Source organism: Enterobacillus tribolii, assembly GCF_003363015.1.
In the GTDB taxonomy this organism is placed as follows: domain Bacteria; phylum Pseudomonadota; class Gammaproteobacteria; order Enterobacterales; family Enterobacteriaceae; genus Enterobacillus; species Enterobacillus tribolii.
Map to the genome: position 1 here is coordinate 1 of NZ_QRAP01000020.1, position 19,931 is coordinate 19,931.

9 protein-coding genes are annotated in these 19,931 nt (G+C 55.7%); 1 reads left to right on the plus strand and 8 read right to left on the minus strand.

All coding sequences use genetic code 11. The features are described 5' to 3' along the window. Positions 1-349 precede the first annotated feature (349 nt). The 5 genes from C8D90_RS21590 to C8D90_RS21610 form a co-directional block, all read right to left on the minus strand. Positions 350-652: a hypothetical protein gene (locus tag C8D90_RS21590; protein WP_115460524.1), complete on the minus strand. Its 303-nt coding sequence runs from the start codon at positions 650-652 to the stop codon at positions 350-352. Positions 653-1,149: 497 nt separating this feature from the next. Continuing rightward, positions 1,150-1,698, minus strand: coding sequence for a helix-turn-helix transcriptional regulator (locus C8D90_RS21595; RefSeq protein ID WP_115460525.1), 549 nt, complete (start codon positions 1,696-1,698; stop codon positions 1,150-1,152). A gap of 86 nt (positions 1,699-1,784) precedes the next feature. Continuing rightward, positions 1,785-4,286: a TolC family protein gene (locus C8D90_RS21600; RefSeq protein WP_230473081.1), complete on the minus strand. Its 2,502-nt coding sequence runs from the start codon at positions 4,284-4,286 to the stop codon at positions 1,785-1,787. 4 nt (positions 4,287-4,290) lie between these two features. Next, the gene (locus C8D90_RS21605; RefSeq protein WP_376744968.1) at positions 4,291-5,469 is read right to left on the minus strand and encodes an HlyD family type I secretion periplasmic adaptor subunit; all 1,179 of its coding nucleotides are present in this window, start codon (positions 5,467-5,469) and stop codon (positions 4,291-4,293) included. Positions 5,470-5,685: 216 nt separating this feature from the next. Further along, a complete protein-coding gene (locus tag C8D90_RS21610) occupies positions 5,686-7,923 on the minus strand; it encodes a type I secretion system permease/ATPase (protein WP_115460527.1) in 2,238 nt (745 codons plus the stop codon). A 792-nt stretch (positions 7,924-8,715) separates the two neighbouring features. On the opposite strand from C8D90_RS21610, the gene C8D90_RS21615 reads away from it, so the two are divergent. Beyond that, positions 8,716-9,315: a LysE family translocator gene (locus tag C8D90_RS21615; protein ID WP_147291395.1), complete on the plus strand. Its 600-nt coding sequence runs from the start codon at positions 8,716-8,718 to the stop codon at positions 9,313-9,315. A gap of 48 nt (positions 9,316-9,363) precedes the next feature. Here C8D90_RS21615 and C8D90_RS21620 read toward each other — a convergent pair whose 3' ends face one another. From C8D90_RS21620 to C8D90_RS21630, 3 genes are all read right to left on the minus strand, one after another. Then, positions 9,364-10,854 carry a tryptophan halogenase family protein gene (locus C8D90_RS21620; protein ID WP_115460532.1) on the minus strand — a complete coding sequence of 497 codons (1,491 nt, stop codon included), beginning with the start codon at positions 10,852-10,854 and terminating at the stop codon, positions 9,364-9,366. A 201-nt stretch (positions 10,855-11,055) separates the two neighbouring features. Next, entirely contained in the window at positions 11,056-11,985 is a 930-nt protein-coding gene (locus C8D90_RS22410; RefSeq protein ID WP_115460529.1) for an OmpA family protein, read from the minus strand. 179 nt (positions 11,986-12,164) lie between these two features. Continuing rightward, positions 12,165-19,931: Ig-like domain-containing protein (locus C8D90_RS21630; protein ID WP_115460530.1), on the minus strand; the 7,767-nt coding region annotated here is incomplete at its 5' end.

Sequence of the window (19,931 nt, forward strand, 5' to 3'; positions counted from 1 at the left end):
CTGCTGTTGCTGTATTGTGTCACGGTCTGAAGGACTCAGCGGAGCTGCCCATCCCTCAAAGGAACACAGACTGCCCAGAGAAAACCATGTCAGGAAATAAATTCCTTTCCGCGTCATAAAGACATCCTTGCTCTAAGAAGAGCATTATTATGACGGGATGTTTCCAGAAAACAACGATAAAATACCACTGCTCCTGTAAAAAATAACAAGATTTCGCGCGGAACAGTTGCTTCGTAAATATCGAAAAACGTACTTTTTTACCCTTGTTTTCACTTCCCTATGATCACCACGCGCCTCCGAAATCTCATGCCATCAGGCACGCTTAAGAACAAAGGCGCATCCACCGCCATCATGGTCTGGTAATATAAAAAAACATCAGTGCGGAATATTCCACCAATAGCAGGATCATACAACCCAGCGCGGTTCTGAAATATCTCGCCCCTTCCGTGCGTTCAATCGTTCGCCACCTTATCTGCATGAGCAAGGCGACGACGCCAATAATGGCCAGGCTTGCCAACGTAGCGCACAGCGCGCTGAACGCCGACTCCGGGCGCATTATCATAAAATAACTGCCGATCAGCAGCAGCAAAACCGACAGCATTCTGGCCAGCTTCATCACACCGCCGGCCGGTACGGCTGCATTCATATCCATCTGATATCCTTACAATCCGCAAAACGGAACGAACCTGTTGCCGCACCTTATCCCTGGTTCGCTCCTTTCTCCCTGCAACGCCCTGTCGCAGGTGATACTTCATCGCGTACATCACATGTTATCATCGCTATCCAGAATATAAGTTATTTTACAGTGTACAGAAATCCCCCTAATGTCTGAATAATGCTTATAAAGTCTGATATTACGCAGAAAACCTCTCAGCATAAGAAGAGTCTCACAGATAAGGATGATTATTGCGGGCTATTTTCCTATTAATAAAATACCACTATTGAGTAAATAAAGAGCAAAGCTAATTGAGGAAAACATCATCAATCAGATAACCCGGGGTTTTCCATTGAAGTAAAATTCGCCTAATTGATAACAGGAAAAACTATTTGCGTGAAATAAATTCCGGGGGGGACCGAAGAAGGGACATCCACCGTCATCAACACAATGCCCCTCGGCAGGTTCTCCGCCGACGGGCATTTTGGGCTGGACTAAAAGTAGTAAAGCACCTGAATTTTATTAATAAATTCTACGTTAGTATCGCATTGAAGCTTACGCATGGCGTTTTTCTTATATTGGCTGACCGTCTGCGTCGAAACCCCCATCATCGTGGCTATCGCCCCCTGACGCAGCTGCAGCGCCAGATAATGGCACACCTTCTTCTCGCCGGGGGTCAGAAAATAGTGGCCTTCCGCCTGGCGCGCCAGCACGTGGCTTTCCTCGCCCTGCGCCAGCACGTCCATGAAGTCCTGGCAGGACAGGTTGTCCTGCACCATCAGCACATTTTTCGCGATGGCAAACGAGCACAGCAGCTCGCGGATGTTCTTATCCACGACGAACAGCCGCTCGCGCGAATACGCATTCAGTTCATCCAGCCTCAGCGTCGCCAGGGCATTCTTCATTTCCAGTTCATTTTTCAGTTCGCTCAACGGCAAGCGGATGACTTCAACGGATACGTCAAATCCACCCTGCTTCAAAACGGCATGAATCCCGTCTAACAGGTACTCATCCTCCGTTGTTACATAGATTTTCTTTATCATGATAATCCCTTATCCTGGCCGGAGCGGGGAAAACGCCCCAGAACATCCGTTCCCCGCCGTCCGTCAATCGTCACTCATCCCGCTTGTTACTCCGGCGCGATGCCAACCCAACTCAGCAACATCGCCGCGCTGGAAATCACGTTGATGTTGGAGATATATCCGTCGTAACGGTTGTTAATAGCGGAAAGTTGGTTGTTAAAGTGGTCATTCTCCGCCGTTAACACATCCAGCAGAGTACGTTTACCAAGGTGATACCACTGGTCATAAAACATTTGCCGAACCCGGTCGGTTTCCGATGAGAGGCGATCGTAATCGTCCGCACGCAGGAATGAGGAATCACGGATCTGAACCTGGTTATTAATCTGGTATTCAAGATCGCGGTAAGACACTTCATACTGCTGCTGAGCCGCGTTGGCCTTGGCCCGCGCCGACATTTGCGCTGCGCTCTGCGAACCGCCGCTAAAGGCGTTCCACTCCACGTTCAGCCCGGTGTACCAGCCGCTTTCATCCCCATTGCTGTCTTTGGCGGTGCTCTTGGAGATAACCCAGTTCACCTGGGGCAGGCTGGACGATTTGATGCTGTTCGCCTCATGCTCCGCCGCCCGCACCCGCGCCTGAAGGTTCAGCATCATCGGGTTCTTATCCAGCGAAGAAATCGCCGTGGACGCCGGGATCACGGTGTCGCGCCAGGTGATGTCTTCCGGCAGCTTCGGCTCCACGCCCAGCAGACGCACCAGCTTAATGCGGCTGGTACTCAACTGATGCTCGATGTTGTCCAGGCTTGCCTGCGCCGACATCAGCTTCGCCCGCGCCTGAACCAGTTCACTGGCGCGACCGGGGTCGGCCTGAGTGATTTGCGACAACATATCGACCAGCTCTTTCATCCGGTCAACGTACGCCTTCGCCACCACCCGGCTCTGCTGATAACGGCTGAGGTTCATCAGCTCGGAGATGGTGGTGTAAGCCATCTGCTCACGGGAGTAATCTTTCGAATAACGGCTGGCTTTCGCCGTTTCTTCCGCGTTGTCTACCTGGTTACTGATCCGCCCCCAGTCGAAAATCGGCGTGGAAACAGAAACCGAACCGCTGGTGTCGTTGATATGTTTGTTGTTACGCGACGTTGAACTGTCACCGCCGACCGAGGTAAACGGCGATGACACGCCTAATTTGACCTGCGGCCAACGCTGGCCTTTGGCCTGATCGATGTTGTACTCCGCGGCCAGCACCTCTGCCGTGGCGACGCGCATTTCCGGGCTGTACGCCAGCGCTCTGGCGACCATACTGCGCAGGAAGGCGCGCGAAGGGCTGCTGCTGCGGGCGCCGAACGCCTGACGGGACATATCTCCCTTCACGCTGCGGCGCTCGCCGCCCTCCGGCGACTCACCCTGCCAGCGAACTTTATCGTAGGTCGGATCGGGCTTGTAATACTCGGTAACGGGCGGGAAGAAATCATAGTTTTTCTTCAGCGCCGCCTTATTCCCCGTCGTTTCCTGCGGGCTCGCAGGCGATGATGCGCTTTGCAGCCTGAGCGCGTCGCGGTCCAGCCGTGCCGCGCCGGACGCGCTTACAGACGACGACGTATCCGGCGCGCTGACGCGAGCATAGTCTTCGTTCACCGTTGTCGCAGCGCGTTGGCTGCCGGAAGCTGAAGCGTCCGCCGCCCGGTTCTCCGCCGGGGCGGTTCTCGGCGAATTCATATACTGCGTCTGTGTTTGCATTGACGGCAGGGAAGCTATATTGCCGGAGGTCGCCGGCGCTTCTGCCGGTTTCACGGTGGAAGCCGGAGGCGGCGTCACTACCGTTTGCTGCGCGGTATTGACGTTCGCATTCACCGGCCGCACGGAAGATGACGATGCGGTAGTTGTCACGATGGCGCGCCCTTCTGCTCCCGGCGTCAGCGTTTTCACTTCCGGCGCCGCGGACGGCGCCGAAGCAACGCCCGTACTGCGCTGACTACCGGAAGTAAAGAAGGAACCGGAAGGCGCAGAAGTCGGCGCCGGGCGCGTTTCCACCACCACCGGCTGCACGTTCGTGCTCACCGGCGCGGAAGAAACCAACGATGAACCCGATGACACCGACGCCGGGCGCGTTTCCACCACCACCGGCTGCACATTCGCGCTCACCGGCGCGGAAGAAATCAACGATGAACCCGATGACACCGGCGCCGGGCGCGTTTCCACCACCACCGGCTGCACATTCGTGCTCACCGGCGCGGAAGAAATCAACGATGAACCCGATGACACCGGCGCCGGGCGCGTTTCCGTCGCAACCGGACGGGGCCCCGCCGGCGTGCTGCCGGAAGAAAACAGACTCCCGGACGACGACGGCGACGCGGCCACCGGCGCAGTATTCGCAGCGCTACGCGCCGGCGCCTGCGACGTCAGCGCATCCAGCAATGCCGCCCCGCTTTCACCGCTATAACCGGATCCGCCGGGCGCGGAATGCGAAGAGTCCGCCAGCAACTGCGCCAACTCATTCACACCCGCGTCGTTAGCATCAACGAAAGCGACAAAAGAGGAACAGGGCAGGCAGAGTGCTACCGCTGTCGCCACCTTCGCCCAACGGCGTTCTTTACGTTTGCGGGCCATGATCTTATCTCTCCCTGAATGCTTCACGCGCTTTCAGCACCGGCTTGAGGATATAAGACAGGATCGTCTTTTCCCCGGTTCTGATTTCAACGTTAGCCACCATCCCTGGCATAATCGGAAATACTTTGTCCTTCACGTGCAGCTCGGCCTGATCGGTACGCACGTACACCCGGTAATAGGTCGAATCACCGCGTCCCATGCGGGCTTTCTCTTCGTCGATCAGGGTGTCGGAGCTGAGGTGCTCCACCACGCCGGTTAAGCCGCCGTAAATCGCGTAGTCATACGCGGTAATTTTCACCGTGGCCGGCAAGCCGGGGTGAATGAACGCCACGTCGGAAGGCTTGATTTTGGCCTCAACCAGCAGATTGTCCTCCAGCGGGATGATCGTCATGATCTCAGCGCCCTGCTGGATAACCCCGCCGCGCGTAGTCACCCGGATATTGTTGACCGTGCCGCGCACCGGCGCCACCACCGTGGTACGATCCATGACGTCCTGACGGCCGCGCAGAATCTCTTCGGCCTGGGCCAGCTCAGACTCCAGACGGTTCAGCTCGCTGTTGGCATCGGAGCGGAAGCGGTTGGTACGCTCGGCTATTTGCAGACGAAATTCGTTCGCCTGACGCTTCAGACGCAGGATTTCCACATCGGACATCAGCCCCTTACGCGCCAGCGGTTCTGACAGACTGACTTCATTCTGCGCCAGCGCCAGGCTGCGCCGCAGCGCTTCCACGCTCTCATTGAGCGTTTTCAGCCGCGCGTTATAAGCCTGCGTTTCGTCATGCACAATTGAAGTGATTTTGGCGATATCGGGCGGGAACGTCAGCGGCGTATCGTAAGCTTCCGCCCGCAGACGTGCGATGCTGCCCTTGAGACCCTGCACCTTCGACAGCGATTCACCATAGCTGGCGCCGGCGCGGGTCGGGTCGATCTTCAGCAATACCTGCCCTTTCTCGACCACATCCCCTTCGTGCACGTTCAGCTCTTCCAGGATCCCGCCTTCCAGGCTCTGAATCACCTGCTCACGACTGGCGGGGATCACCTTGCCGTCGCCGCGGGTGATCTCTTCCACGCGCGCAAAATTCGCCCAAACCAGCGCCACCACCACGATCAACGCAATAATGTAGAGCATGATCATGCTGAACGGCGTTTTCTGGGCAATCAGCGCGCCCTGCAAATCGTGCATGAACTTCAGGTCATCCGGCGTGACTTCGCCGGTGGCTTTTTCTTTCTGCTCCTGCTGCGGTTGTCCTTTTCCGGACGGCGCTGCGCCAATTTTTTTAAGCTCAGGGGACGGCGCCGCAACGGGTTGTTTCGCCGTATCCTTTGATGCGCTACCGTTCACTTCATCCTTGTCCATCATTCCTACCTTCTTTCCGCTACTGATGCGCGTAATAACCCGTTACTGCTCATTTTTCTTAACCTGGACCTGAACCTGCGGCTGGCTTTTCTTCTGGCCGTTGGCGTTCAGGCTGGCGATCACCTGGTCCTTGGGACCGTCTTTCACCACGTGTCCGTCCTCCAGTACGATCAAACGATCAACCAGGCTCAGCACCGACATACGGTGGGTGACGATAACCAGCGTCTGGCCCTGCGTCGCCTCCTGCAAACGGCGGAGGAACAGGGTTTCGGTCATGGCGTCCATCGAGCTGGTCGGCTCGTCCATCAACAAAATCTTCGGCCGCAGCAACAGGCAGCGCGCCAGCGCAACCAGCTGCTTCTGCCCGCCGGACAGCCCGTTGCCCATCTCGCCGATCGGCATGTCAAAGCCCAGCGGATGCTTGGCCGCAATGCGATCCAGCCCCGTCAGGCGCGCCACGCGCAAAAACTCTTCCGTACTGACGCTGGGGTTGCCGATGATAACGTTGTGACGCAGCGTGCCGTAAAACAGGCGGCAATCCTGGCCCACGTACCCGACAGCGGCACGCCAGTCGGCCGGATCGACCTGCGTGGCGTCCACGCCGTCGATGAAGATCTGACCGCTGCCCTGCATATAGAGACGGGCCATCAGGCGCAAAAGGGTAGACTTACCGCTGCCGATTTTGCCCAAAATAGCGATGCGTTCACCGGCCTGGATGGAGATATTGATATTGTCCAGAATGCGCGGCGGCACCATCATGCCCGGCACCGGGTAAGAGAACCCCACCTTCTTCAGGCGCATATTTCCCGAAAACTTCGGCGTCGGCAGGTACGTAATATTGGCGTCGCGCTCTGTCGGCATTTCCATCAGTTGGTTAAGCGACTTCAGCGCCGTTTTGGCGTGCTGATAACGCAGCGCCAGCCCCACCACCGAGGCCAGCGGCGCCAGCGAACGGCTGGAGAGGATCACCACACCGATCATGGACCCCATGGTCAGATCGCCGGCATGGATCAGATACACGCCGTACACCACGATACACACGGTGGTAACTTGCTGAATGAACGTCACAAAGTTAGACGTCAGCATGGAAAGATAGCGGGTCTTCATCGACGACGCCGCGGCCAGCGCGCTGAAGTCGTCCCAGCGCTTTTGCATCACGCCTTCGCCGCGTGCGGCCTTCAGCGCTTCCAGCCCTTCAATACTTTCAATCAGCAAGCCTTGCTTGAGCGAAATTTCACGGATGTTCTCTTCCATGTAGCGGCCCAGCGGCCACTGGATCAGGATACTGACGATCAAAATAATCGGAATCGCCGTGATGGGAACAATCGCCAGCGAACCGCCGATCATATAAATGATGAACATGAACAACAGACAGAACGGCAGGTCGGACAGCGTCGCCAGCGTTGCAGAGGTGACGAAATCACGCACCGATTCAAAGTCACGCAGTTGGTTGGCAAATGTCCCGGACGACTGCGGTTTGTTTTCCATCCGCATCGACATCACCTGACGGAAAAGCTTCGCGCCCAACACAAGGTCAGCCTTTTTGCCCGCCACGTCGATCAGATAGGCACGTACCTGCCGGCTGGTGAACTCAAACACCACGGCAATCAGCACGCCGGTCGCCAGTGACCACAGCGTGACGTAAGCCTGCGTGGGAATAACGCGGTCATACACGTTCATGGTAAAGAAGGTGGTCGCCAGCGTCAGGACGTTTGCCAGCAACGCCGCCAGCGCCGCGCTGTAAAAATAGTGGCGGTAGCGCCACAGCGTAGAAAACAGCCAGTGGCCTTCTCCCCTCGCTTCCGGCAGCAACTGATCGTCTCCGCGCGCATCCAGCTTCGGCTTCGGCGTCGCGACCATCGCATAGCCGCCGTAGCTTTCCTTCAGTTCAGCTTCGTCGACCAAAACGGCGCCGCCGCTTTCCGGCACCACGATCTGATACTGATATTGCCCGCGTTTGCCCTTGCGCGACGCAACGATGCAATAGCTGCCGTCATTACGGGCAATCATCAGGGGAAAGAGATAGGAGGAGAGCTTATTCAGGTCGCGTTTTACCCAACCGGCGGAAATACCAACCTGATCCATCATCTGCAACGCAGTCTCAGGATCGAGCCTTTCGCTACGCGGCAAACCAGAATACAAAACTTCCTTACTAACCAATTTATTATGGTGGGTACAGAGCCACTCAACTCCCCACAGGAGCGAGTCTTTTCCGTGATCTTCTACATTTTCAAAATGTTGATGCGAAGAAACCTGAGCCGTTGGCTGTACGTTCATCATCGTTCCCTGACTGGCTTACAAATCCTTATGGCAATGCGCTTCAGAGCATGCCTTCCTTTGCAATTATCATAGCATAATGTACTTAATTAATATGAGGAATTGACATAGGAATACACTTATTTAATACAATAAAAATAAGAAAAAGTAGGATTAAAACACCTAAAATAGCGAATAAGATGAATCACCAAAAAATTTAATTGCCGCTGAAATAAATGATAACAAATATATAGAAAAAGTATGAGAAAAAGCGCTTGCATCGTCGTTCACCCAGCAACGAACGAGGATAATTATCAAAAAATAATTATAAATATCAATAAATTAACAACATAACGAGATTATGCATGATTAGAAAAATGAGATAGGAAGAATTCTATTGCAGCGCTCTTTTAAGAAAACATGATGATATATCATGATAAAATAAATAAATCATTCAGCAGAAGTATACTTTAGACAGCTAACAGACTTATTCACCTCTGCCTTTAATTAATCATGAACGGATCATAAATATATACATATTAAGATTCAGAAAGGAAGGGTGAAAAGAACGTAACAGATGATTCTCCTCCATCAAGAATAAGGAAAAAACAAGGAAAGCCTCAATGACCCAAAAGAAGCAACACGCTATTCTGACAATAAAATAAAGATGTCATTAATAAATTAGCCAAACACCATCAGGATAAAAAACAATGAGTTGACAGATATTTCTTAAAATAAATAACATCTGATTAACCAGTCTGCACAACCCGAATTCTAAACAGAACCCTTTATCAATTCTTTCTGAAGAATAATGCTATGCTTACATTAAGTGAGTACTTCCATATTGCCGCAATGTCAGGGCTTATTCTGATCATTCCCGGACCGACGAACACATTGCTTTTCTCCTCCGGCGCGGCCACAGGGCTTCACAAAACGCTGCGGCTTATCGCTGCCGAAGTATGTGGCTATTTACTGGCGATCGGCTGCTGGGGATATGCCTTGTTACAGCTGGCGGCCAGCTATACATGGCTCGCGCCGGCGCTGAAAATCATCGCCGCGATTTACGTTATATACCTGGCATTGAAAGTCTGGACATTCAACGGCGCTGTCGCCGCCAAACCGAACATAACGCTGAAAAACGTTTTCATCACTACCCTCGTGAATCCCAAAGCATTTTTATTTGCTTCCTATATTCTTCCCGCCGGCACCTTTACCCGGCTCAGTGCCTGTATTCCGGTAATGTCCGCATTTGTCGCGGTACTGATACCGGTTTCTCTTTTATGGTGCCTGCTCGGCAGCCTGTTTTACCCGGGCGCACACGGTCGCAAAAAATCTTCGCCGGTACTGATATTTCGTACGGCCTCATTGGCGCTGTGTGTTTTTTCATTTTCTATGATGTATGACGTTTTGCACTGAATAAAATAAAAACCCCCGATAAACGGGGGTTGATCATTGATGACCAGATCAATCTTTCTTGAGCGAATCGAGGAAGTTTTGCGCCCTCTGCTTACTTTCCGGCGGCAGAGCCATCAGGTCGCCGACAACCGCGGTATGCGGTATCAATCCCAATCCGACCGCCACGAACATCCAGTTCACAATATGGAACATCCCGCGGCGACCGTAGAGCAGGTAGCTTTCCACGTCCATCAGGCGCGGCGCCCGGGCCTGCATACATTCTTTAAAGGCGCGGTAGTTTTCGGTCAGCGGTGTTTTGGCAACGTCCTGCCAGAACTCGGTATCGCGACGCGGGCAGTCGTAATGCATACGCAGGAAATCCAGAATTTCCATCCACGACGTAAAGTTGGATTCGTTAAACTCGCGCACCGCATTATCCGACACCACGCCCTGGCTGGTAACCAGAATACGGATGAAATTACGCACCGTTTCAATCATCTGACCGATGGACGTCGCTTCCAGCGGTTCTACGAAACCGGACGCCAGGCCGACCGTCAGCACGTTCTTCACCCAAATCTGGCGGTAGCATCCCGGTTCGAATTTAATCACATTCTGCTGAGGCTCAATATCAAAACCCAGATAGTCTTTAATTTCCTGTAACGCGTCTTCGTCAGAAATGTGTTTGCTGCTATACACATAGCCCGCGCCGACCCGGTTTTGCAGCGGAATTTGCCACATCCAGCCGGACTTCATGGCAATAGCACGGCTGACCAGATAGGGGTTTTCCAGCGGGTGCGGCATGTAGAACGGAATCGCTCTGTCCAACAGCAGATGATCTTTAAAAGAGAACCACTCGCTGGGCACCACTTTATCGATCACTTTACGCGCCAGGCCCGTGGCATCGACCAGGAAATCCAGCTCAATCTTTTCATTTTCCTGCGTAATCAGCGCGGTGACGTGCCCGCGTTCATCGGTTTCCACATGTTCAACGATGACATCCTGATGGATGATGTTGCGCTCCAGCGCCACTTTCTTGAAATATTTTGCGATCTTATAGCTATCAAAGTGGAATGAGTTGATGATATCCACGCTCTGGCTGCTCAGGGCCAGTGCAGCCTCTGCCTGGCTGGCGTTATTAACGATCAGATCAAACCCTCTGAGATAAGAGGTCAGTGGAATGCTGTGATTTATCATGGCGGAGAACAGGGGATAATGGCCCAGGTTTTCCCACTGCGACGCTGCGCCGGTCGACGAAGCGAAAGGATGGTAATATTTGTCGTCTTTCTCACCGGTACGCCACCCTTCGTAGCAGAACCCCCACTTAAACGTCGCGTTGGTTTCCCGGACAAACTCATTCAGGTCGATATCAATCGACCGCAATGCGCTCTGGAAATTCAGCAGACCACCTTCGCCCACGCCAACGATACCCAGTTCAGTCGATTCCACCACGCGAATTTCTACGTTATCGCTGAAGATTTTCCGCAGTGACAGCGCCGTATACCAACCCGCAGTACCTCCTCCCAACACAACAATACGCTTGATGCCTTTTAAACTAAGCATAACTCCTCCATGATGCGATAATGAAAAAATACGAATAGCGTTCCACAGGAATATTCCCGCAAATAAGAATGTTTTTTTCTTTTTTAATTCGGTGGAATAATAAAAAAAGAAAAAAGCATTAATAAATTGATGTCGCTCAAATGAGATAAAAATACGGATCACCATAAAGTGATCCGTTTTTTTATTTACAGGGCCAGGTTATCAGTTACCCCTGACGAGAATATCTACACGACGACTCTCGACGTTACAGGGAGCGGACTGCTGGCTGGCTTTGGTGCTGCAGCCTTCCGCGCTCGGCGCTACGCCCAGGCCAGAGGTGTTATTGATCATCTCCGGGTTAATCCCTTTGTTCATCAACATGCCTTTCACCGTATTGGCACGCGCTTCCGACAGCTTCTGGTTAGCCTCGCGGCTGCCGATTGCATCGGTGTATCCCAGAATCTGGAATTCACTGATCCGATTCGCCTGCCCGACGAACTTCATCACGCTTTCCACTTTGGAACGTGACTCCGGCAGAATACCGGCCTGGTTGCCCTTGCCGAAACGGAACAGCACGCTTTCACGCAGCAGCACGTCACCGCCGCCGTTGACATACTCGCAGGCTTGCACCTGAGAGGCGCGGTTGACGATACGCTGATGCTTATACAGCGACGCCAGTTTGGACTCCGCGAGGCCGCGATCCGCCAGCGCCGCAGTGGTGCCGGTGCTGCCGGCGTTGACCTGCACGAAGTAGGTCTGCCCGCCGCCGGTGCTCAGCTGCTGATGCGGGTTCTGCTTGCCCTGATACAACGGCTGATCGTTGAAGTACGACTCAATCGTATGGACGCCCGGCGCCACGCAGAACACGGTGAACTCACCCGGCAGCAGCGCGGACTGCAGCTCACGGTCTACATACACCGCTGCGGGTTCACGCCCTTCGGGATAGTACATTACCACCTGCGCCATGGCCGGCACGACGGTAGCGACCGGACTGTACGGCACGGTAGCCGCTCCGCCGCGGGTGGCGGACTGGCTGCTTAGCGCATTTTCTTGTAAAAATTCCGGCTCTGCCTGGGCGGCGAAGGCGCTTAGCCCCACCGCAACACACAGCGCCAGCCTGATATGTTTAAATGTTTGACGGGTTGCTTTCATCTTTAACTCCCAGATTCACCCAGTTATTCATCCGTAAATGACGATTATGTTTGCCAGAGTTGCGCCCGTTACGGGCGCAAATCCGGAACCAGATAATAAAACTCCGTTAATCCCACCCTTCCGCCGCGTCGCCGCCGTGGGAGAGTAGCCCGCCATCCGCAGATGGCGGGGTTACTGGGTTAAATCGTGATCTGGTTGTTCTGCAACAGCGTGACCAGATCGGTCTGTACATCAGCCAGTGTGACAACCGAGGTGAAGCTGTGTTGTCCGCCCTGACCGTCGCGGTCGATGCTGATCACCGTGTCGTTGCCGACAACGTCTACCTTCAGGTAATCCATCAGGCCCTTGGATGCATCATCCAGTTCCAGCTTCCCGTCTTTCTCGGAGAAGGAGATAGAACCGCTGTAATCCAACAGGTCACTCAGGTTGATCAGGTCAGCGTCGCCATGTTTCATCACATCGCCCACGGTGAAGCCGTGAACCGTGTCATGACCGTTACCGCCGGTAGCGTCGCTTTCCATACCTTCCAGCACCTTGTACATCAGAACGTCGTTACCGCCGTTCATCAGGTAGAAGGTGTCATTACCGGCTCCGCCTTCCAGAATGTTGTCTGCGGAGTTATCCGTAATGATGTCGTTGCCGCTGGTGCCGACCAGCGCCGTCACGTTCTCCAGCTGCTCACCCACCGAAGTGATGCCGGTCCACAGGTTGGCCGTCATGCCTTCGCTCAGGGTGCTGAAGTTCGCGCTTCTGGACGCGCCTTCTGCAGCCAGGACGATCTGGTGGTTAGCCAGCAACGTCGCCAGGTCAACTTCGGTGTCAACCAGGGTCAACAGTTCAGTTGAGCTGTAACCCGAACCGCTGCCGTCACGGTCGATGCTCAGGATGGTGTCCTTGCCGTTATAGGCTACGGACAGATACTGAGTAATCGGATCGTTGGCATCGATCGTCGCCACACCGTTGATGTAGTGGGCAGCGCCGTCCGCGTCAGCCATATAGCCGATCAGCAGGTCGCTGACGTCTATGATGTCTGCGCCCTTCGTCGCTTCCACGGTACCGATGAAGAAGCCGTGTGCGGTGTCATGGCCGTTGCCACCGGCGCCGTCACGCTCCATGCCTTTCTGTACCTTGTACATCAGGGTATCCTGGCCACCGCCCTTCTTATCGTTGTCGAGATAGAAGGTATCGTTGCCACCACGGCCTTCAAAGTAGTTGTTGGCCGCGTTACCGGTGAAGGTGTCGTTTCCGCCACCGCCGGCAATCCCTTCGATGTTCACGAACTGCGCGCTACCGAAGCCGGTGCTCTGCATACCCGTTTTGCTCAGGTCGATTGTCAGAGCGGCATTGCCCGCCAGTTTATAGTCAACGATGTCCAGGCCGCCGGTGTTGCTCCAGGACTTCACGCCGGAGACGGTTTCAGTACCACCGCCGCCGTTGTAGATATCGTTGCCCAGGGTAGCGAAGAAGGTATCGTTATAACCGGTACCCACAATACCCGACTTATTGGTGCCGCCGTTGGTGCTGGCGTTCGCCACGTTAGTTTCCGACTCAGCCGTCAGGACGTAAGCGCTGTTTGCCGCTCCCGCCTTCAGTCCGCCCCAGGAACTGTTGACGATCTGCACCGCATTGGTGCCTGCCGTCGCAACACCGCCGACGTTAGCCACTTCGCCGCCGCTTGAACGCAGGACCACCGCGCTGTACGTCTTGCTGGCATCCAGGCCGTAGAAGTCCACAAGTGCGGAGCTGTCGTTGGTCTGGTTACCGGACTGCGGGTTAATCATCTGCGTCGCGACCACCTTACCGGTTGCTTCATCAATCAGCTGTACCGTGTTGCCGTACAGAGAGTTGATGCCTTCGCCGTCGAGAATACGCAGGTGAATCGCAGTACCGTACTCAACCTGATTCTTGTTCTCGATATAAGTGGTAACACCGTTGGTGGTGAACACCAGCAGGTCACGGTCGCCGTCCCAGTCAACATCGACTGCGATACCACCGGTTACCTGCACCGCCGTCGTCGAGCCGCCGAGCGTCGACTTACCAACCTGCGTCAGCATGTTGGACGTGTTGAAGCTCGTCGTACCGTTAACCGACGTATTGGTATACAGGTTAACCGGCCCGGTTGCAGAGGCTGCGTTAAGGCCACCGACGCCTGCCGACATACCAGGCAGTTCGATCACGTCGATCTTACCGTCGTGGTTCCAGTCAAGTGCGATAGACGCACCGCCGGCCAAATTATCGTTAAAGGTGTACATGCCCGCTGCAGTCGGGTTGCCGATGCCGTCATTATTCGGATCGTCGTATACCAGCTTGCCGGTACCGTCGTTGAAGTAGATCCGGCTGGCGTGTTCCCCGGCGGAGTTGCCTGCTGCCGTCGCCGCAGTGGTACTGGCGCTGCCCCTGCCAAGGAACAGGTCCATGTAACCGTCGCCGTTGAAGTCAGCCCAGGTCATGGCTACGCCGTTACCGATACCCGGGTCATCGTCGGAGCCGCGCTGGAAGACGTTATCCACGATCTGGGAAACGTCCCAGCTTCCTTTGTTGTTGCCGCTGACCACGACCAGCCGGGACTGGTTGGTACTGATCGACACCTTGCCGTCAACTTCGATACGGGAACCGTCCGCAACGATGTTCTGACTGTGCATAACAAAGTCAACGATACCATCGTTGTTGAGGTCGACGCCCGACAGTTCCATATCCGGCTGCGACTGATCCAGGCCAATCGGACGATGGGCGGCGTTACTCGCATAGTCGGTCGCGAACGTACCGTCCTTCGTCATACCGGCTACCGTACCGTCGTTGTTCAGTACGATCTGCGAACCGTAGCCGCCACGGATGGCGCTGTCGTTCGGCGTCTGGTCGCCGTTGATGATATCGACGTAGCCGTCGCCGTCTTTGTCGATGGCGATGATGCCGCCGTACCAGCTCCAGGTGTTCGCACTGTTATCGGTGTTCGCGTTACCCGCAAACTCACCGGTCTGAGGCGCGTTGGTAAATGCCCCGACCTGGTAGCCCTTGTAGATTGAACCGTTGTAGTAGAACATCTGCTGACCGTCGTCGTAGTTACTGTCGACGGTGAACAGGTCCATCAATCCATCACGGTTGTAGTCGACGAATGTGGCGTTCTGTACATAGTTGTTCGCGGCATAACCGGTACCACTGTTACTCACCAGCTTGGTCGTCGAGAAATCACCCAACGAAGACGAAGACGTCGCCGTCGAATCCAGCATGCTCTGGTTGGTATGGATACGCCATACACCATCCTCGCTCAGCGTTACCGCCGTTGCTTTCTGGTTCGGGTCGCCGCCGCCGGCGCCTACCGTTACCTGAGGCGTCGCGGAAACCTTCAGCTCGTTGAGCGTGTCATCGGTGGTGATCTTCACGCCGTCCTTAGAGTAAAGCACTGCCTGAACGTCATAAGTACCTACGCTCAATGCCTTATCATCCGGAATCTGCACGTACCAGGTGTTGTTACGCGGGTCGACAACAACATCGCCATTCTGCGAGCTGTAGCTTTGACCGTTAATCGTCACCACGACGTACTCGCCTTCCTGAATCTCGAAGCCGGTGTAACCCGACACGATCGGCGTGGTATCCAGGGTATCCTGGGTGTTAACCACGACGTTCAGATCGATGGTGATAACAAAGTTACCTGAAGGCGTACCTTCGTTACCGGCTTTATCCGCAACGACCGCCCGGAACGAATAGGTCGTATCGTCATTCAGGGCCGGCAGCTTGAAGCTCCAGGAATTGCCTGCACTCACGGTTGCGGTGCCCAGCATCTGGCCGGTACCGGTATCGTAAATACGAACCTCATCCCCTTCATCCAGCGGATTGCCTTTGATTTCACCGTTCAGCACCGGCTGACGGTCATCGGTAGACGTATTGTTGCCCATATTGCCGGTCACCAGGCCGACATCATCGGTGTAGCTGGTGATCGTAACGGTCTGGGTCGGCGGATCCTGGTCGATGGTCAACAGGAATTCCGACGTCTGGCCCGTCTCGTTACCGGCCGCATCAATCGCCGCAGCGGTAAACTTGTAGGTCTTGGTGTTTTCAAGACCGGTGATGGCCAGCGTCCAGGTCTGGTGACCGCGATCCAGCGTTGCCGTACCGAGCAGAACGCCATCCTGGTAAATCCGGATGCTTTCCGTCGCCAGCAGTTCGCCGGTCCAGCTGCCTTTCAGTATCGGCGAGGTATCGTCGGTGCTGGTGCCGCTGCCCAGGATCAGGCCGGTGTTGGTGCCCACGTCGTCATAGTAGCCGTCGATGGACAGAACGATTTCCGGCGCCTGCGTATCAACGGTGATGTTAACGTCATCCGTCGGTGCGCTGGTGTTGCCGGCCGCGTCAGTCACTGTCGTGCTGAACTTGTGCTGACCGTCATCCAGTGCATTCTCCGGCGTCCATTCCCACTTACCGTCGCTGCCCGTCTTCGCGGAACCAATAATGACCCCGTTGTCCAGGATATTGACCGTGCTGCCGGCTTCAGCCTTACCACTGAAGGTCGGCTTATTGTCGTCGGTCACATCGCCGGACTTCAGTTCGCCGGTGATCGGGTTGACATCGTCGATAATCTTGACGTCAGTTGCCGGAGCCGGCGCCGTGCCGTCGATCTCAACGGTGTAAGCCTGGCTTTCATCACTTTCCTGACCGGAGCTGTTGGTCACCGTGACAGTAAAGTCATAGGTGTTGTCAGCCAGCGGTTTGGACGGTGTAAAGCTCCACTTACCTGCGGAATCCAGCGTGGTGCTGCCGATAAGTTCCGTACCGTTGTAAATCTTAACGATGTCGCCGGCTGCGCCAGACGCAGTACCGTGCAGCGTCGGCGTGGTGTCCTTGGTCAGACCGCCGTTGCTCACTTCAACATTCGACGGACCCGTGTCATCGGTAGCGCCGTCAATTATCGGTGCGCCCGGTGCCGTGGTCAGCGTGACATCGTAGCTGTCGCTCGGTTTCGCCTTGTTGCCTGCTTTATCGCTTTCCTCTACGGTCAGCTTGTTCGAACCGACATACAGCGATTCCGACGGCGTCAGCGTCCAGTTACCGTTTTCATCTACGGTCGTGGTGCCCAATACCTTACGGACGCCGTTTTCATCCGTGGTGTACACCGTAATGGTGTTGCCCACTTCAGCACCGGTTCCCTTGATAACCGGACGGGTATCATCCAGCACGCCACCTTTGCCGATCGAGCCGGTTACGCTGCCGTAGTTGTCGATCACGTCAGTAATCGCCACTTTGCTGGCATCCGGCGCGGTGTAGTCGGTCGTCAGGATGAAGTCCGCAGACTTATCGCTGATGTTACCGGCTTTATCCGTTGCCGTGACGTAGAAGGTGTTCTTACCTTCCGGCAAACCGCTTGACGGTTTGAAGTTCCAGGCGCCGTTGCTGTCCGCGGTGACCTGGCCCAGCTTGGTGCCGTCCGCCATGTAGATAGTGACGGTGCTGTTGGCTTCCGCCGTACCGTGCAGGATCGGCTGCGGATCGTCGGTCAGGCTGCCGGTATTCAGGTTGTCCTGAACGGCGCCTACCTGATCTTCCGCGTAGTCGATGCTCGGACGGTTCGGTGCCTTGGTGTCAACTTCGATCACATAGGCGCCTGAAGGCTCTTCCGCACCGGTCGGCGTCTTCGCGATGGCGGTGATGCTGTGCTTACCGTCGCTCAGTGCAACCGACGGCGTGAAGCTCCACTTACCTTCGGCGTTAGCCGTAGTGCTGCCCAGTACATTATCGCCATCCTTGATGGTGACAACGCTGCCGGCCTTCGCCGTACCGACGATTTCCGGACGGGCGTCATCAGTAACATCATTCGGCTTGATGTCGCCGGTGATGCTGCCCTGGTCATCGATCATGTTGGTGATGTTGGTCGGCGTGACGCTTTGATCCAACGTTACCGTAATACCCGCGTTTTCCGCACCCAGGTTGCCCGCCGCATCTTCGGCACGTGCGGTGAACTTGTACTCACCATCCGCCGGCAGTTCCTTCGTGGTATACGTCCAGTTACCGTTTTCATCAGCCATCACGGTACCGTCTTCCACACCGTTCACGTAAACGTGAACTTTGCTGTTCGGTTCCGCTTTACCGCTGATGGTCGGCGTGCTGTCGTCGGTGGCATCGCCGGACTTCAGCGGCCCTTTGTAGTCGCCGACGTCGTCGGTGACGGTGAAGTCCGTTACCGCGCCAGGCGCCTTGGTGTCGACCGTGACCGGATATCCGCCGGTTGCAGAGCTGATCTGGCCGATGCTGTTGATGGCATCAACGACGAACTTATGCGTACCGTCTTCCAGAGTCGGGGTCGTAAAGTTCCACAGACCATTTTCATCCGCTTCGGCAGTCCCCAGCAGGGTCTTACCATCAGCGCCGCCGTAGATACGTACCGTTACGCCAGCATCCGCAGAACCCGTCAGCAACAGCTGATTGTCGTTGGTCATATCGCCCTTCTGCAGCGGGCCGGTATGCGGTTCAACGTCATCTTCTACAGTGCTCAGTACCGGTTCGCTCGGCACATCGGTGATAACCTTAATGACGTAGTCACCGGAGGTGGACACGTTGCCCGCCGAATCGGATTCCTTCGCCGTCAGGGTATGCGTACCGCCCGACAGATCCTTGGTCACCTGGAGTTCCCAGTTGCCTTCGGAGTCTACGGTGGTGCTGCCCAGAACGGTGTCGCCGTCATATACGGTGATCACGTTGCCGGCTTCGGCGCCGGTCCCCTTGATCAACGGACGGGTATCGTCGGTTTCTTTGCCGTTACCGACAGAACCGGTTACCGCGCCCACATCGTCGATCACGTCGGTGATGACCAGCTTGCTGGCATCCGGCGGCGTGAAGTCGAGCGTCAGTTCGAAGTTATCGGACGGAACGCTGGCGTTGCCCGCCTTGTCGATGGACTTGACATAGAACTGGTGGCTGCCTTCGCCCAGCTTCGCTTCCGGCGTGTAGCTCCAGGTACCGTCGTCTTTCGCCGTGACGGAGCCAATCAGCCCGTTCTGATCGTAGATCTTCACGATGCTGCCTGCTTCCGCCTTGCCGCTCAGGGTCGGCGTCGGGTCATCGCTGACGTCGCCGGACTTCAGCGGACCTTGCTTAGCACCCACGTCATCATAGGCCGAGTCGATAGACGGCTTGGCCGGCGCATCGGTGTCGATGGTGAAGTTCCAGCTGCTGCTGGACTCGTTGCCCATCGGATCCTTCGCTACCGCGGTAATGGTGTGCGCGCCCTTGCCCAGGTCAACGGTCGGCGTGAAGCTCCAGTTACCCAGAGAGTCGGCCGTGGTGCTGCCCAGCACGTTGCTGCCATCCTTGATGGTGACAACGCTGCCCGCCTTCGCCGTACCGGTGATTTCCGGACGGGTATCGTCGGTGACGCCGCCTTTGGCGATGCCGCCGGTGATATCACCCACGTCGTCAATCACGCTGGTGATCGCCACCTGGCCGGGAACCACGTCAACCACCACATTCACGTGCTCGCCTTCCGGTCCGGTGTTGCCCGCCGGGTCGGTTACCGTGGTGGTGAAGTCGTGCGCGCCGTTATCCAGCGCCGTATCCGGCGTCCAGCTCCAGTCGCCCTTACTATCCACCTGCGTCGAGCCGATCACCTTACCGTTATCGATAATGTTGACCGTGCTGCCCGGCTCCGCCTTGCCACTGAAGGTCGGGGTGTTGTCGTCGGTGGTGTCGCCGGACGTCAGCGGGCCCTGCTTGTCGCCCACGTCGTCGGTGATCACCAGGCCGGTCGCTGCATCCGGTGCGGTGTTGTCGATAACGATATCGTACCCGCCGGTCGGATCGCTGACGCGTCCCACGCCGTCGGTCACGGTGGCGGTGAAGTTATGGTTGCCGTCCTTCAGCGCAGTGCCCGGGGTGAATTCCCACGCGCCTTTGCTGTCCACGATGGCGGTGCCGATCAGGGCGCCGTTGTCGTAGATGCTGATGGTGCCGCCAACCAG